The 14,286-nt window shown below is 43.9% G+C and carries 18 protein-coding genes; 7 read left to right on the forward strand and 11 right to left on the reverse strand.

Going from position 1 to position 14,286, the window contains the following annotated elements:
- Window positions 1-2 precede the first annotated feature (2 nt).
- Genes lepA through rpoE form a run of 5 tightly spaced genes read right to left on the reverse strand, consistent with a single transcriptional unit; the run spans window position 3 to window position 4,450 of the window.
- On the reverse strand, window positions 3-1,790 hold the full coding sequence (gene lepA / locus QSH61_RS12025; RefSeq protein ID WP_010606762.1) for a translation elongation factor 4: 1,788 nt from the start codon (window positions 1,788-1,790) through the stop codon (window positions 3-5).
- Between the two features lie 59 nt (window positions 1,791-1,849).
- Entirely contained in the window at window positions 1,850-2,308 is a 459-nt protein-coding gene (locus QSH61_RS12030; protein WP_206471043.1) for a SoxR reducing system RseC family protein, read from the reverse strand.
- Window positions 2,305-3,255: a MucB/RseB C-terminal domain-containing protein gene (locus QSH61_RS12035; RefSeq protein WP_010371273.1), complete on the reverse strand. Its 951-nt coding sequence runs from the start codon at window positions 3,253-3,255 to the stop codon at window positions 2,305-2,307. Before QSH61_RS12035 ends, QSH61_RS12030 begins: the two co-directional genes overlap by 4 nt.
- Complete coding sequence (locus tag QSH61_RS12040; RefSeq protein ID WP_206471044.1) at window positions 3,256-3,867, reverse strand: sigma-E factor negative regulatory protein; 612 nt, start codon at window positions 3,865-3,867, stop codon at window positions 3,256-3,258.
- A 1-nt stretch (window position 3,868) separates the two neighbouring features.
- A complete protein-coding gene (gene rpoE / locus QSH61_RS12045; protein ID WP_010371267.1) occupies window positions 3,869-4,450 on the reverse strand; it encodes an RNA polymerase sigma factor RpoE in 582 nt (193 codons plus the stop codon).
- Window positions 4,451-4,747: 297 nt separating this feature from the next.
- On the opposite strand from rpoE, the gene nadB reads away from it, so the two are divergent.
- Window positions 4,748-6,349, forward strand: coding sequence for an L-aspartate oxidase (gene nadB / locus QSH61_RS12050; RefSeq protein WP_206471045.1), 1,602 nt, complete (start codon window positions 4,748-4,750; stop codon window positions 6,347-6,349).
- 57 nt (window positions 6,350-6,406) lie between these two features.
- On the opposite strand, the gene QSH61_RS12055 is transcribed toward nadB, so the two are convergent.
- Together QSH61_RS12055 and QSH61_RS12060 are read right to left on the reverse strand one after the other, a co-directional pair.
- Window positions 6,407-6,760 carry a protein YgfX gene (locus tag QSH61_RS12055; RefSeq protein WP_320076053.1) on the reverse strand — a complete coding sequence of 118 codons (354 nt, stop codon included), beginning with the start codon at window positions 6,758-6,760 and terminating at the stop codon, window positions 6,407-6,409.
- A 40-nt stretch (window positions 6,761-6,800) separates the two neighbouring features.
- Window positions 6,801-7,052 (reverse strand): FAD assembly factor SdhE, encoded by a 252-nt coding sequence (locus QSH61_RS12060; RefSeq protein ID WP_010371260.1) that lies wholly within the window; start codon window positions 7,050-7,052, stop codon window positions 6,801-6,803.
- A 160-nt stretch (window positions 7,053-7,212) separates the two neighbouring features.
- Between QSH61_RS12060 and ygfZ the strand changes: the two genes are divergently transcribed.
- Together ygfZ and QSH61_RS12070 are read left to right on the forward strand one after the other, a co-directional pair.
- Window positions 7,213-8,124, forward strand: a complete 912-nt coding sequence (gene ygfZ, locus QSH61_RS12065) for a tRNA-modifying protein YgfZ (RefSeq protein WP_206471046.1) — start codon at window positions 7,213-7,215, stop codon at window positions 8,122-8,124.
- 11 nt (window positions 8,125-8,135) lie between these two features.
- Window positions 8,136-8,621, forward strand: coding sequence for an FKBP-type peptidyl-prolyl cis-trans isomerase (locus tag QSH61_RS12070; protein ID WP_010606755.1), 486 nt, complete (start codon window positions 8,136-8,138; stop codon window positions 8,619-8,621).
- Window positions 8,622-8,652: 31 nt separating this feature from the next.
- On the opposite strand, the gene QSH61_RS12075 is transcribed toward QSH61_RS12070, so the two are convergent.
- Genes QSH61_RS12075 through QSH61_RS12085 form a run of 3 tightly spaced genes read right to left on the reverse strand, consistent with a single transcriptional unit; the run spans window position 8,653 to window position 10,276 of the window.
- On the reverse strand, window positions 8,653-9,102 hold the full coding sequence (locus tag QSH61_RS12075) for a hypothetical protein (protein WP_010606754.1): 450 nt from the start codon (window positions 9,100-9,102) through the stop codon (window positions 8,653-8,655).
- Window positions 9,103-9,113: 11 nt separating this feature from the next.
- Window positions 9,114-9,941, reverse strand: a complete 828-nt coding sequence (locus QSH61_RS12080; protein ID WP_174170027.1) for a DUF481 domain-containing protein — start codon at window positions 9,939-9,941, stop codon at window positions 9,114-9,116.
- 17 nt (window positions 9,942-9,958) lie between these two features.
- The gene (locus QSH61_RS12085; protein WP_102057123.1) at window positions 9,959-10,276 is read right to left on the reverse strand and encodes a DUF440 family protein; all 318 of its coding nucleotides are present in this window, start codon (window positions 10,274-10,276) and stop codon (window positions 9,959-9,961) included.
- Between the two features lie 192 nt (window positions 10,277-10,468).
- Here QSH61_RS12085 and QSH61_RS12090 point away from each other — a divergent pair, with 192 nt between their 5' ends.
- From QSH61_RS12090 to QSH61_RS12105, 4 genes are all read left to right on the forward strand, one after another.
- Window positions 10,469-11,266 (forward strand): crotonase/enoyl-CoA hydratase family protein, encoded by a 798-nt coding sequence (locus tag QSH61_RS12090; RefSeq protein WP_174170026.1) that lies wholly within the window; start codon window positions 10,469-10,471, stop codon window positions 11,264-11,266.
- Window positions 11,267-11,377: 111 nt separating this feature from the next.
- Window positions 11,378-11,746, forward strand: a complete 369-nt coding sequence (locus QSH61_RS12095) for a CidA/LrgA family protein (protein WP_174170025.1) — start codon at window positions 11,378-11,380, stop codon at window positions 11,744-11,746.
- Between the two features lies 1 nt (window position 11,747).
- A complete protein-coding gene (locus QSH61_RS12100; protein WP_211200811.1) occupies window positions 11,748-12,428 on the forward strand; it encodes an LrgB family protein in 681 nt (226 codons plus the stop codon).
- 17 nt (window positions 12,429-12,445) lie between these two features.
- The gene (locus QSH61_RS12105) at window positions 12,446-13,267 is read left to right on the forward strand and encodes a mechanosensitive ion channel family protein (RefSeq protein WP_206471047.1); all 822 of its coding nucleotides are present in this window, start codon (window positions 12,446-12,448) and stop codon (window positions 13,265-13,267) included.
- A gap of 42 nt (window positions 13,268-13,309) precedes the next feature.
- Here the strand turns inward: QSH61_RS12105 and QSH61_RS12110 are convergent, their stop codons facing one another.
- Window positions 13,310-14,206: a mechanosensitive ion channel family protein gene (locus QSH61_RS12110; RefSeq protein WP_069018601.1), complete on the reverse strand. Its 897-nt coding sequence runs from the start codon at window positions 14,204-14,206 to the stop codon at window positions 13,310-13,312.
- Window positions 14,207-14,286 lie beyond the last annotated feature (80 nt).

Consider the following 14,286-nt stretch of genomic DNA (forward strand, 5'->3'; position numbering starts at 1 on the left):
TGTTACTTACCTACTTTCAATATTGCTAAGAATGCGTCTTGTGGCACTTCAACGTTACCAAGTTGCTTCATACGCTTCTTACCTTCTTTTTGCTTTTGCAGTAGCTTTTTCTTACGGCTCACGTCACCACCATAACATTTTGCGATTACGTTTTTACGTAACTGCTTAACTGTACTACGCGCAATGACGTGATTACCAATTGCAGCTTGAATAGCAATATCAAACATTTGGCGAGGGATCAATTCTCTCAGCGCTTCAGCTAACTGACGGCCACGCGTTTGTGAACCGTCGCGGTGAACAATTATTGCAAGTGCATCAACGCGGTCACCATTGATCAGAATATCCACACGCACCATGTCTGATGCTTCAAAACGCTTGAAGTTGTAATCTAGTGATGCAAAACCACGGCTGGTAGACTTCAACTTATCAAAGAAGTCCATTACCACTTCTGACATCGGCAATTCATAGGTTAACGCAACTTGCTTACCGTGATAGGTCATCTTGGTCTGCATACCACGCTTTTCAACACATAGCGTGATCACATTTCCTAAATACTCTTGCGGAACGAGAATATTTGCTTCAACAATTGGTTCACGAATTTCAATAATGTCGTTTACTGGCGGTAAATCCGATGGATTATCGATTTTCACCACACCGTGCTTAGTTTCTACTTCATAGATTACCGTTGGAGCTGTGGTAATAAGATCCATGTCATATTCACGTTCAAGGCGCTCTTGAATAATCTCCATATGCAGCATACCTAAGAAACCACAACGGAAACCAAAGCCTAGTGCTGTTGAGTTTTCAGGCTCGAAGAATAGTGATGCATCGTTGAGGCTCAATTTATTAAGCGCATCGCGGAAGTTTTCATAGTCATCAGATGAAATTGGGAACATTCCCGCGTATACCTGAGGCTTCACCTTTTGGAAACCAGGCAAACGGTCTGTTGCAGAATCACGAGCCATGGTAATGGTATCACCAACTGGTGCACCATGGATGTCTTTGATACCTGCGATAACAAAGCCTACTTCACCCGTTTTCAACACCCCAGTATTGGTCTGCTTCGGTGTAAAGATACCAACCTTATCTACTTGGTGAGCTTGCTCTGTAGACATGATCTTGATCTTCTCGCCCGCTCTTAATTCACCGTTTTTAATACGTACCAATGACACTACGCCTTGGTACGGGTCAAACCATGAATCGATAATCAGTGCCTGTAGTGGCGCATTTGGCTCACCTTCTGGCGGCGGAATATCACGTACGATCACTTCGAGCACTTCATCAATGCCGATCCCCGTTTTCGCACTACAACGCACCGCTTCTAATGCTTCAATACCAACGATATCTTCAATTTCTTCGGCAACGCGAAGTGGATCAGCCTGTGGTAAATCAATTTTGTTTAGTACCGGAATAACTTCCAAGTCCATCTCAAGTGCAGTGTAACAGTTCGCTAGTGTTTGTGCTTCTACACCTTGACCCGCGTCAACAACCAATAGCGCACCTTCACAAGCGGCTAGAGAGCGTGAAACTTCATAAGTGAAGTCAACGTGTCCCGGTGTATCGATAAAGTTTAGCTGGTAGGTTTCACCATCTTTTGCTTGATAGTTAAGCGTTACACTCTGTGCTTTGATGGTAATGCCGCGCTCACGTTCGATGTCCATCGAATCCAGTACCTGCTGCTGCATTTCGCGGTCTGTTAAACCTCCACAAACTTGGATTAAGCGGTCTGATAGCGTCGATTTTCCATGGTCAATGTGGGCAATAATAGAAAAGTTACGGATATGCTTCATATACTGGATTCAATACTTCTGTTAGTCACAAATAGAGATTAAGGCCTCGATTTTACATTTTATTTAGTACAATCACCATCTATTTGCGTTATTGGTAGGCTAATTGGGTAAATTTTTATCACTTTTACCTGATGTTTGAGTTTATCCCCTTGGACTCTGGCGAAAAATAAACCGAGTGCTGCACTCGTAAATGCAATAAGTATCTGCAAAGGTTCATTGAGACCAAGTACGAGAGCTGCGATAAACATGCCGGCAAAAGCAAAAAGTAATGGCATCATGTAAACATAAAACGCATGTTTCACCACATTAGAGTCGTCTAATGCCAACTTAATTTTTTGGCCAATTTCGACAGATTCCGTCAAATCTACAAGGAATTGTTTTTTGTGGGTGCCAAAGAGTTTGGCGAATACTTGGGAGCCGCATTTGCCGTTACAACCTTCACAGGCGGGCTTTGGCTGTGCTTCTAAGTAGACAGTTGCGCCTTTTATGGCGGCAACTGTCAGAGTTTGTTCTATCATAAAGGTCTTTTCACAGACTCAGCGATTGCTTTTGCGGTCATTGCTGGAATATTTCCAACTACGGATACGTCAAACGCACCTGTGTTGTGTACGTACACCGTTGTTGCACCTGACGAGAGCGCTCCACTTGGGCGCTGGCCCGGTAAAGGACGTTGTACAAATACCGAAATATCAACAAGGCCATCGGAAAACAAGTAGTAGTCTGCCAGCTCATTGTTTAAATCTAACTTATGTCTGTCAGATTTTAGCAGCTCGAAGCCCTGAGGTAACCAACCAATTTGCCAATTGTTTTTTGTGCCATTCTCAAGTGTCTTCAACAACCCAGATACGGCTTCAGGAAACTGCTTTTGTGAAAGTTCTAACAATTGCTCGGCTGGGGTTTCAGTCACGCTGATATGGGTGAGCTGAAGCTGCTCTAACAATTCGCCTTGTTGGTTTACGTAAGCGGATTTTAGCAACAGAGATGACTCGGTATCGATCCACAACCAATAGTTGTATTTAGCGTCGTCCTTTGCTTCTAACCTGACAAGCTGAGCAGGTCTGTCAACAATCCGACCTTTACCACCTAAGACAAAATCATAGCTTTCTTTGAGGCTGTCGATATTTTTGAATAAAACTTCGGGAATAGGACCTGCTATCGAATCTGTTTGGATGGTGTAAGGCTCAGACTTTGGTTCAAAATAAGTCACTTTGTCACCAATGCGGATCATTTCAAGTCCAGCACCATTGAGCAAACTTAAAAGCTCAAATTCAGTCCCATCTTGGTTACCATGAAGCCAACGGTAAGGCTCCATAGATTTTCCTTTCACCACGACAAACGATGCATCAAAGTTTCTATGATGCACCGCTTCGGCCATGTCTTTTAGCAGTTGTTTGGCTGATACGCTTTCATTTGCCCACAGCCAACTAGAGAAAAATACACTTACTACAACTAACAGTGCTCTCATTTATTGCTCTTTTTCCTCTTGCTTTTCAGCGGTGTTGTTTTCACCAGATTGCTGCAGCGCATACGCCATACGTGACTGTCTTTGATGCTCTAGCACCAATGCACCAATACGCTGCTGCTGTAACTCTCTAATGCCTTTAGCCGCTGATTCAAGCGCAGGCTCAGTTGATAAGCTCACAGGAGAAACGCCTCCAGCAAAAGGAGTAGATTGCAACTGTAATGCATCGCCCGCAGGTAAAGTCGCGTCAGTGCTTAGCGTATTAACCCCAAGCACAGCAAACAATGACACACTTGCCGCGATAGCCACTTGTGCAAACGGCTTACGCCATGCACTTAGCTCAATCACATTGCTCTTTGGCGTCGTTTCTTTCACTTGCTCAACGGCCGTATCACTATACGTTTGCTCTTGTTCAAGTGCCGCTGCAAAGCTGCTGGTGATATCAATGCAAAGTGTGTCTTGCTTTTGACTACGCATTACATCACCAATCAAGGCATACCGAGCAAACTTTTGTTCGTCTAAACGAACATCAGTTTCAGCGTTGAGTGACAGATCACCGTCAAAAATTTGCGATGTCGTTAAATCTTCTGTCACTTGTTTTTCAGCTTGTGCCATATTAAGACTCACCTATTAATGGGTTCAAATTGTTATCTATCGCTTCCCTTGCGCGAAAAATTCTCGAACGAACTGTACCAACCGGACAATCCATAATGACAGCTATTTCCTCGTAGCTCATACCTTCGATTTCACGCAAAGTAATTGCGGTTTTTAAATCGTCAGGCAAGCGCTCGATAGTTTTGAAAATCACTGCTTTCACTTCGTCGCTTAACAATAGATTTTCCGGTGAAGCGTTCGATCTTAATTGGTCTGCACCATCATAAAACTCAGCTTCTTCCGCATCTACGTCGTTTGCTGGCGGCTTTCGACCAAGCGCCACCAAATAATTTTTTGAACAGTTAACCGCGATTCTATACAACCAAGTATAAAATGCGCTCTCGCCCCTAAAGTTAGGCAACGCTCGATAAGCTTTAATGAACGTTTCCTGTGCCACATCTGCCACATCGCCTTGATTCGCTACATAACGAGAAATCAGCGCTGCGACTTTATTTTGATACTTGGCAACTAACAGGTTGAATGCGTTTTTATCTCCCTGTTGAACGCGTTTAACTATATCTAGATCTAAATCCTGCTCGCTCATTCGAGCCGGTACTCCTCTTTTTGCTTTTCTAAATCGTATCTAGTTGCCATCATTCACAGCTACTCTGACTTAGTACTGAATAAAAAGTTCTGTTTTTTTGTATTTTTTTTTAAAATAAACGAATTCATCCATCTTTGCGTACTAGTTTCTTGGCTGCTTTTTAGCATTATTCCATTAGCAGTCACACAAAATGTTCTAAATGATTCTCATTAAACGGAACAAACTCTCTGCCTTCTATGATAGCAGATGTGGTATAAATAGCAGAATTAAACGCAAAAACAGTAAAGATCTTCGAATATGAAAAATACGACTCACCACAATACTGATGTAGTCATTATTGGCAGTGGCGCTGCTGGACTCTCTCTTGCGCTCTCTTTAGCAAACCACTGTAAAGTTACCGTGATAAGCAAAGGGGCGTTAAAAGAAGGCTCCACACTTTATGCTCAGGGTGGCATTGCCGCAGTATTCGATAAGAAAAATGACAGTATCGAATCACATGTCGAAGACACACTTGCGGCAGGCGCTGGCTTATGTGACCGCGATGCGGTGCACTATACCGCCTCAAATGCAAAAAATTGCTTGAAGTGGCTGATTGAGCAAGGCGTACCATTTGATATGGAAGTGGATAGCAAAGGGAAAGAGCGCTTTCATTTAACCCGCGAAGGTGGGCATTCACATCGTCGTATATTGCACGCAGCTGATGCAACGGGTAAAGCCGTTCAAACCACATTAATTAGCCAAGTACAGTTACACCCAAAAATTAATATATTAGAGCAATACAACGCCATCGATCTCATTAAAGATAAATATGGTGACTCAAGCGATATTAAAGGTGTTTACGTCTACAATCGCAAAGCGGATAGAGTTGAGAGCATCTCGGCTAAGTTTGTCGCTTTAGCAACGGGTGGCGCAAGTAAAGTTTACTTGTATACCTCAAATCCAGATGTTTCTTCAGGTGACGGCATCGCAATGGCGTGGCGTGCGGGTTGCCGTGTAGCCAACATGGAGTTTAACCAATTTCACCCGACCAGCTTATACCACCCTGAGCTACAAAACTTTTTAATAACCGAAGCCATGCGCGGTGAAGGCGCGCTGCTTAAACGTCCTGACGGCACACGCTTTATGCCTGACTTCGATGAACGCGAAGAACTTGCCCCTCGCGATGTAGTCGCCCGTGCCATTGACTATGAGATGAAGCGATTGGGTGCAAATTGCGTCTATCTGGATATCTCACATAAAGACAAAGAGTTCATCATTGAGCACTTCCCTACGATTTATGCTAAGTGCTTAAGTGTTGGTTTAGATATCACCAAAGAGCCAATCCCCGTAGTGCCAGCGGCGCATTATACTTGCGGTGGTGTTATGACTGACTTTAACGGTCGTACTGACATCGACAATTTATATGCAATTGGCGAAGTGGCTTACACAGGTCTACACGGCGCAAACCGCATGGCGAGTAACTCGTTGTTAGAATGCATTGTGTTTGCCCACGCTGCCGCAAAAGATATTTTAGCTAAAATCGATAATCGTCCTGAGCCATCTAAGTTACCAGATTGGGACGAAAGCCGTGTCAGCGATTCGGATGAAGAAGTAGTTATCACCCACAACTGGCATGAACTTAGATTGTTTATGTGGGATTATGTTGGCATTGTTCGCTCAACTAAACGGTTAGAACGTGCGCTACACCGCGTTGAGTTATTGCAGCAAGAGATCCACGATTATTACGCCAACTTTAGAGTGAGTAACAACCTGCTCGAATTACGTAACTTAGTACAAGTAGCTGAACTTATTATTCGCAGCGCGTTAGAACGTAAAGAAAGTCGCGGACTGCACTACACCATTGACTTCCCTGACATGGCTGAAAACTCCACACCGACCGTTTTGTCACCGACAAAATAATAATATTTGCATGTAGAGCATGTGCTGATTTTTATCGCCATGCTCTGGTCGCTGTTTCTAATTGGCTTGCAGCGCAGTGCGGCAAAGTAAACGCCAGTCCGCTTCTGGTATTGCCTGTCGAGTCAAAAATACCTGCTGCTTAGCTTGGTTCGCATCCATGATTTTTAGCGCTATTTGACTATCAAACCATATGGTTGCACCAATAAGCTGCCCTTTGAAATTTATCGTTTTCGACTGTATTTCAATGAAGTTTTCCTTCGGGATCAAGAGTACAGTACCCGCCTTTGGTGTACGAGATAGAACAGTTTGCCAACTGCAATAACCCGTAACAGCAAACACGATTGCGACTAACCACCACAGTGTTGGAAACAGCAGAAAAAGGATAAAAGCGAGGCAAGAAAAAAGAACCACAAAGAAGGTGTGGTTCTGAAGATTGTGTTGAAAGTCGATTCTATACGCGGATCCGATCAAGGATTAACTTAACCATGCGTTTTAGCTCTGGATCTGGACATTCTTCATGACCCATAAACCAAGCAAATAAATCTGGATCCTCACAGGTAACTAGACGCTGAAACACGTACTTACCTTCGTCGGATAGCGCGTCATAAGCCTGCTCAACAAACGGCTCTAAAATAACGTCCAGCTCTAACATGCCACGACGGCAAGCCCATTTAACTCGAGCTTTAGGCAGTAACTCAACCATAAACTGATTAACCCCTCATAAACTATTGAGAAAATTATACCCACTGTGCAGGACATATGCCATAAAACTTATAGAAATGGCACATTGAAATCGTCCGTCCCTATCTCCACTTATGATTTTACGGTAACATTACGAAAACACTTTAATAGGGATCAACATTATGTCAATTGCTCGTGCTTATGCGCTTCCGTTCAAGGTTATTCGCATTTCAGGACAAGATAAACTTAGCTATTTGCACGGTCAGGTTACTCAAGACATTAACCTTATCAAAGAAGATAATTTTATGTGGTCTGGGCATTGTAGCCCTAAAGGCAAGCTTTGGTCTGTGGCGCGCTTAACCCGCTATCAAGACGACTACTTAATGCTTGCAGGTGTAGCCGAAGCTGAAGCATCACTTCGTGAGCTAAAAAAGTACGGCGTTTTTGCCAAAGTTGACATTGATTTTGCTGACTGCGAAGTCTTTGGCTTAATGACTCAGGACAGTAAAGCGCTTGCTACTGCCTTTGGCGTTGAGCTTTCGTCTGACGCAAGCGCTGTAGATGTTGCCAACGGCAAGCTGCTAAAACTCGCAGACGAGCGCTTTGTTTTCATCGCGTTCGAAGGCGCAAGTTTACCCGCGGACGTGGAACAACAAAGCAATCCAGCACCGTTTATTGCGGCCAGCATTTTAGCAGGTGAGCCAAGCCTTGATGCAGATCACGTGGACGAATTTGTACCACAAATGGTTAACCTTCAGGCCCTTAACGGGATCAGCTTTAAGAAAGGTTGCTATACTGGTCAAGAAACCGTAGCTCGTATGCGCTATCTTGGTAAAAACAAACGTGCCATGTACATAGTGACAGGCAATGCAGCAGAGCGCATCGAAGAGGCAGACATTGAACTGCAGATTGAAGACAACTGGCGTCGTGGTGGCAAGGTTATTCAACAAACCTTCGATGCAAGCAGCGGCCGTTATTATGCGCTGGCTGTGATGCCAAATGACACACCACAAGACGCAGTGCTAAGAGCAAAAAATTCACCAGAGGTGAGTCTTACTATTCAACCTCTACCTTATTCTTTAGAAGACAACTAACGGGATCTTATATGATTATTGGCCCTAACTCGGTAGTGACAATCCACTACTCAGTTCAAGACAAAGACAACAACACGATTGATAGCACATTTGATGATGAGCCTGTGATAGCGATGCTTGGCTCAGGTTATCTGATCCCAGGTCTTGATGATGCCCTACAAGGCAAACAAGCTGGTGACACTTTCAGTGTGACCATAGAGCCACAAGAAGGTTATGGTGAGCGCTTTGACGAATTGACTCAAGCTGTTCCTAAGTCAATGTTTGAAGGCATGGAAATCGAAGTGGGTATGCAATTTAGAGCTACCACCGACGAAGGCGACCAAATCGTTGTGATCATTGGTATCGAAGATGAAGAAGTCATTGTTGACGCGAACCACCCGCTTTCTGGGATCACACTAAATTTTGACGTTGAAGTGCTTGAAGTACGTGAAGCAACAGCAGAAGAAGTTGCCCACGGCCATGTTCATGGCGAGGGCGGTTGTGGTCACGACCACTAAGATTAGTCGAGTTACTAATAAAAAGCGCTGATCATTCAGCGCTTTTTTCTTGTTTAAGTTTACTTTCCATTGCCGTAACCAAGTTAGCTTGGTCATTTGTACCCAAGCGATATTTAGTGCCGTCCTTCATCACCACTTCGAGTGCCTTGAATCCGGCAACTGTGTATACCCAACCGTCTGTGCTGATCCGCATGCCAATACCATGGCGTAGAGAATTAGTCACAGGCTGAACATAATCAATATCGTCAAACTTTAAGGTCATTTTGGCCACCGACGGTCCAAACCACCAGCTTAACGTTTGTTGCTCTTGGTTCACTTGAATGGTTAAGCCGTAAAAAATAAACGCAACAAGCGCGAGGATCACCAAAAAGCCAACAAAGGCGAGATTGCTACCAGCTAGGAAAATTGCCAATATGGTAAAACTGGCGATAAAGGCTAGAAACAGCCATATAACCCATGCAAACTGTGTATTTTTATACATCGATAGTCTTCTTAATCAAAGCTGTAAACTAATGTAGCACCAAGTTCGGTGTCTACCTTTTCTTTTTCATTTTCTGGCTGCGAATTATAACGGTAAATAAACGCAAACTTCAGCGCAATCCCGCCAATCACTTGTGTGACTAGCGCAGACTCAGCAAACAATCGGGAGTTTAAACCTGACAGCGATTGCTCAAAACTGACGTCTTGATTAAAGCGGGTACGCTTTGAAACGTTTCTTTCCCACTGCAATGCCATACGCAAAAGCTGGCCTTGCTCGGTTCTATCTTCTTCCGGTTCAAGCTCGATTTCGTTATCCACACGAGAAATGGACATACCGGGACCAACGTCGATATCTACAGTATTCTTTCGTCCCTCGTACACACGATTGCCATAACCGAGCGCAAATGTCGTGGTATATTCCTTGCCGTTAAACCTGTCACGCTCATAGTCACCGTACATAAAGAACGAAGCGTTATCGTCTCCTAGCTTGTAGTTACCTTGCGCAGAGCCAAAATAGCGCGACGCTGAGACATCTTCGACGTCTGTTTCTGTATTTTGCTCGCGGCGATAAAGGCCATTAAATTTAAATTGATTACGCCACTTGGGGAAATCTTGGTAAAGGTTACTTTTAAACTTAAATGACGTGTTTTGCGTATTACCTTTGTTAACGATAAAGCCAAATTCAACGTCGCCGTACAGCATTTCGCCCTTGTGTTTTTGATGAATTTCGTCATCGGGCATTTTGCCATATTCGTGAAAATCTTCGAATGGATCCGTAGCTAAGCTTGGTAGCGAAACCAAGCCAATTGCAAATAAGGCGAAAGTTCTAAAAAACGGCACTGGCAACTACTTTCCGGTTATTGCTTCCATATGATATGACAAAACGGTGCATCTAAATCTCTGCTAATCAAGATTTTTGCGTACACCTGATCCGAGTCATCAAACTCGATACCAACCAAAACCTGTACGAAATGCTCTGGTTCTGCTTCTTGTTCATACGCAGTGATGCTCGACCAACTCTCGTCCGGCTCACTTTCTTCAATGAAGCCACGCTCTTCACGATGTTCGTTGAACATATTAATATCGTGTTCTTCAAGATTATCCGGGGCCAACTCAAGGAAGATATCATATGCTTGGTGAGTGGCTTCTTCGATGCTACAAAGTCTCGCTGTCATGGACGCTAGCCTGTTGTTTTAAAGTTGGCGCAATGATAGCAAAATGAGGTAAAACATAAATACATAGTCGCGATAATCAAACAGAAAATAACGCTAAATGACGAACAAATTATCGGTAAAAGTTGAATGTTACGTCGCTTTTGAGTTATTACTCTAAAACTATCGCACAAAACCCGCAGGGAGCATCTCATCATGATTTTATTTTCCGAAGCGAACAACATCGCATTTGTGACCTTATCTCGACCAGAAAAACAAAACGCGCTGTCTGTTGAAATGTTTGTTGGTTTAGATAATGCAATAAAGAAAATTAGAAAAAGCAAATCAATTAGGGCTGTCGTTCTCCAAGGTGAAGGCGCACATTTTTGTGCTGGCCTAGATGTAAAAAGCGTGCTGAATAAACCTTCTGGGATCATCAAGCTACTTAAAAAGTGGTTACCTGGCAATGCTAACTTAGTACAAAGAGTCGTACTCGGCTGGCAAACTTTGCCTGTTCCTGTCATCGCCAAGATCACAGGCAATTGTTTAGGCGGAGGCTGTCATATTGCATTAGGTGCAGATATTCGTTTAGCCGACAGCAGTGCGCAGTTTGCCATTATGGAAGCCAAATGGGGACTTTGCCCTGACATGGGCGGCAGCTTACTTTTGCCTGCCACAATGAACAAGGATAAGGCATTGCTAATGACAGTCCATGCACAGCGAATAGACGCCCAGCAAGCACTAAAGGACGGTCTCATTACCGAGATCTGTGATGATGTTGACGCTAGACTCTCAGAGTTACTCTCTCAATTTACCGCACGCTCGCCAGATGCCATTGCAGCAATTAAGAAAGTGTATAATCGAGCCTACAACCAGCCCGCACGTAAACTATTGTGGTTAGAAACGTGGTCACAAATTAAATTGCTCGCCGCTAAAAATACCAAAATTGCAATGAAGAATGCCTCTGTAGCAGATGATAATAAAAAGCCATTTTTGCCTCGCATGAAGTGGTGAGGCTAGATTGAATGCCTGTTTGCCCAAAGTATAATGGTCATCGCAATACGAAAGCGTACAATGAGCCATCATACATACTAGAGCCATTACAGCGCTAAGGATTTACATTTAATGGTACACAGAGCGAAGTTGATATTACAATTTGCACTAGGCTTTGCCATCATTTTAGCGTGCCTCTTCAGCGCTAAGTGGATAATTCAGCTTAGTGCTTTACAGATCCCAGCCGCCCTACTTGGCATGGTGTTTCTTGTCATACTCCTTGCCACAAAAATCATTAAAGTAGAATGGTTAGCCCCCGCAGCAGAGCCCATCTTAAAATACATGGCGCTGTTTTTTATTCCAGCGGGAGTGGGCTTGGTAGAGCATCTCAGTTTGTTTCAATCCCAATGGCTTATGCTACTGTTATTGCTAGTTGGTGTACCAACAATAAGTCTTGTATTGTTAAGCCCTATCGTTAAGAGCATCAAGTTTCGTGATTAATATGATTATGGCGTCAGCGCTCACTGTGCTATTATTTTTTAGTGCTCGCAAACTATATCAGCGCATCTCCTTACCGATATTGAACCCTGTGCTGATCTGCATTTTGGCCATTTCGGCATTTCTACTGTTCACGAAATTCGACTACAAGGTATATCAACAAGCAACGCTACCAATTCATTACTTGTTAGAGCCAGCTGTCGTTGCACTCGCTTACCCTTTGTATAAACAATTTCACCAAATTAAACCGGTATTTTTTGCATTGTGCTTAACCAGTTGGTTGGGTGTTTCACTGTCTACGTTAAGCGCTTTTCTTATCTGCCAGTTTTTTGCAGCCGATCCGCAGCTCTCAGCTTCAATGGCGGCCCTGTCGGTTACAACACCAATCACCTTACTCATTAGTGATTATCTCGGAGGGATCCCCGCTATTGCAGCGATTATGGTGATACTAATTGGTGTATTTGGTGGCGTGTTTGGACTACATATCTTGCACTGGTGTAAAGTTGACCATATGCAAGCGAAAGGCACTGCGCTTGGTGTTGCTTGCCATGCGATAGGCACAGCCGCAGCGATAGAGCATCACCCCATGGCTGGCGCTTTTGCTTCAGCGGCGATGACAATTACCGCCATGATAACTGCACTTTGGGTGCCTTTGTTTTATCATTGGTTGGCTACTCTAATTTAATAACTCGGGATACGACTTTGATCAATCAAGAAATCGAGCAAATAGAACACTATTACAACATTATTCGAGAGTATCTGGTGACTTACAGTTTCCAATTGCTCGCTGCGATATTCATCTTCCTTCTCGGTTTGTGGTTATCAAGAAAGCTGTCTAAAGCGACTGAAAACTTGATGCTAAAACACAATATCGATCCTGCTTTAACCAACTTTATTGGCAATGTGATCAAAGTGCTTATCATTGCCATGTTTGTGATTATTTCTCTTGGCAAGGTTGGCATAAGTATCACACCGTTTGTTGCCGCCATCGGTGCCGCGTCCCTAGGTGCTGGTCTTGCGCTGCAAGGTATGCTGGCAAACTATGGCGCAGGGCTTGCCATCATTGCTACCCGCCCATTTGTGATTGGCGATACCATCAGCATCAAAGGGGTTAACGGCCAAGTTAAAATGATTGAGCTTGGACATACCACGCTCATCAACGAAGACAAAGTAGAGATCACTATCCCGAATAAACATGTGGTGGGAGAAATTCTCCATAACTCATTTGCAAACTCTCTGGTTAAAGGTGAAATAGGGATAGCTTATGATGCTGATTATCAAGGTGCATTAACACTTATCAATCAGGTACTCGCTGATAATGCGAAGGTCAGTCAAGACCCTAAGCCTCAGGTGGGGATTGAGGAATTTGCCGACAGTGCGGTGATATTGAGCTACCGCTACTGGGTGCCTACAACTTCACTTATCGAAACTAAATTAGAAGTGAATAAAGCGGTGTTTGCCGCGATTAAAAATGCGGAAATCGAAATTCCATTCCCGCAACGAGTGGTTAAAGTCATTCAGTGAGTAAACTCACGAACGGCTAGGGTGCTAGCCGTTATTCTACACTCAGTTTTCATCAGGCTTTTCCATAGAAAAGCCACTGCGTAAATGAAGATCGCGCTGTGGAAACGGGATCTCGATTTGATATTTGCGAAAGGCATCATCAATAGCCCAGAGGTAATCAGAAACCAGCGCAGTTGGCCGCTTTACCTGCTCAGGTTGCACCCAAACTCCTAGCGTGAAATTCAAGCTACTATCACCAAACCCTGTCATCCATACCGTTGCTTCTCGCCCCGGCGTATTCAAGGTATATTGGACATTTTTGGCCGCTTCCAATGCGGCACGCTTCACCTTCTCTTTGTCGCTGCCGTAGGCCACCGAAAAAGGAATACGGAAACGACGATATTTGTCCGACATTGTCCAATTGGTAATTGTATTTGACACCATTTCCGAGTTAGGAATAAGCAGGTCGACGTTGTCATTTGTACGGATCCAAGTTGAGCGCATGTGAATGGCTATCACTTCCCCCACCACCCCGTTGGTCAGCTCCACAAAGTCCCCGACTTTGACGGTTTTCTCTAGCAGTAACACCAGACCTGAGACAAAGTTATTCACCAGACCTTGTAGGCCTAAGCCAATCCCAACGCCGAGCGCACTGGCAACAAGCGCTAATTCAGTGATCTCTATTCCTAACGCCGTCAGCGCAATAATAAGACCAATAAATAACACGATGTAGTGAATGATCCTGCCTATCACATAGGCTGAGGTATGCTGGATCACCCCTTGTCTTGACGCAAGACGATTAAATGCTAGTCGTAGGATCTTGGAGATCACCAAAGTCGCAACGATCACCGCGATAAATGAGAGTGCTTCTCCCACCTCTAATGAAAATTTACCTAATGAAAATAGCTTTTGGTCAAGCCACGGAATATCTACGTCTATATCTATTGGTGCTTTTATCATGGTTATATTTTTTGTTATCTCGTGAAGTTAAGTGTGTGTGGCGAGCAGCAAAAATACAAGTTTTAAAGACGCCTAAATCA

Source organism: Pseudoalteromonas sp. JC3 (assembly GCF_030291895.1).
Taxonomy (GTDB): Bacteria; Pseudomonadota; Gammaproteobacteria; order Enterobacterales; family Alteromonadaceae; genus Pseudoalteromonas.

What these genes read in the sequence shown, in the direction of transcription:
- QSH61_RS12070 (WP_010606755.1), top strand. Translation starts at nt 8,136, where the DNA reads ATGATTATTGGCCCTAACTCGGTAGTGACAATCCACTACTCAGTTCAA.
- nadB (WP_206471045.1), top strand. Translation starts at nt 4,748, where the DNA reads ATGAAAAATACGACTCACCACAATACTGATGTAGTCATTATTGGCAGT.
- rpoE (WP_010371267.1), bottom strand. Translation starts at nt 4,450, where the DNA reads ATGAGCGAGCAGGATTTAGATCTAGATATAGTTAAACGCGTTCAACAG.
- ygfZ (WP_206471046.1), top strand. Translation starts at nt 7,213, where the DNA reads ATGTCAATTGCTCGTGCTTATGCGCTTCCGTTCAAGGTTATTCGCATT.
- QSH61_RS12060 (WP_010371260.1), bottom strand. Translation starts at nt 7,052, where the DNA reads ATGGTTGAGTTACTGCCTAAAGCTCGAGTTAAATGGGCTTGCCGTCGT.
- QSH61_RS12110 (WP_069018601.1), bottom strand. Translation starts at nt 14,206, where the DNA reads ATGATAAAAGCACCAATAGATATAGACGTAGATATTCCGTGGCTTGAC.
- QSH61_RS12095 (WP_174170025.1), top strand. Translation starts at nt 11,378, where the DNA reads ATGGTACACAGAGCGAAGTTGATATTACAATTTGCACTAGGCTTTGCC.
- QSH61_RS12090 (WP_174170026.1), top strand. Translation starts at nt 10,469, where the DNA reads ATGATTTTATTTTCCGAAGCGAACAACATCGCATTTGTGACCTTATCT.
- QSH61_RS12030 (WP_206471043.1), bottom strand. Translation starts at nt 2,308, where the DNA reads ATGATAGAACAAACTCTGACAGTTGCCGCCATAAAAGGCGCAACTGTC.
- QSH61_RS12100 (WP_211200811.1), top strand. Translation starts at nt 11,748, where the DNA reads ATGATTATGGCGTCAGCGCTCACTGTGCTATTATTTTTTAGTGCTCGC.
- QSH61_RS12035 (WP_010371273.1), bottom strand. Translation starts at nt 3,255, where the DNA reads ATGAGAGCACTGTTAGTTGTAGTAAGTGTATTTTTCTCTAGTTGGCTG.
- QSH61_RS12085 (WP_102057123.1), bottom strand. Translation starts at nt 10,276, where the DNA reads ATGACAGCGAGACTTTGTAGCATCGAAGAAGCCACTCACCAAGCATAT.
- QSH61_RS12075 (WP_010606754.1), bottom strand. Translation starts at nt 9,102, where the DNA reads ATGTATAAAAATACACAGTTTGCATGGGTTATATGGCTGTTTCTAGCC.
- lepA (WP_010606762.1), bottom strand. Translation starts at nt 1,790, where the DNA reads ATGAAGCATATCCGTAACTTTTCTATTATTGCCCACATTGACCATGGA.
- QSH61_RS12040 (WP_206471044.1), bottom strand. Translation starts at nt 3,867, where the DNA reads ATGGCACAAGCTGAAAAACAAGTGACAGAAGATTTAACGACATCGCAA.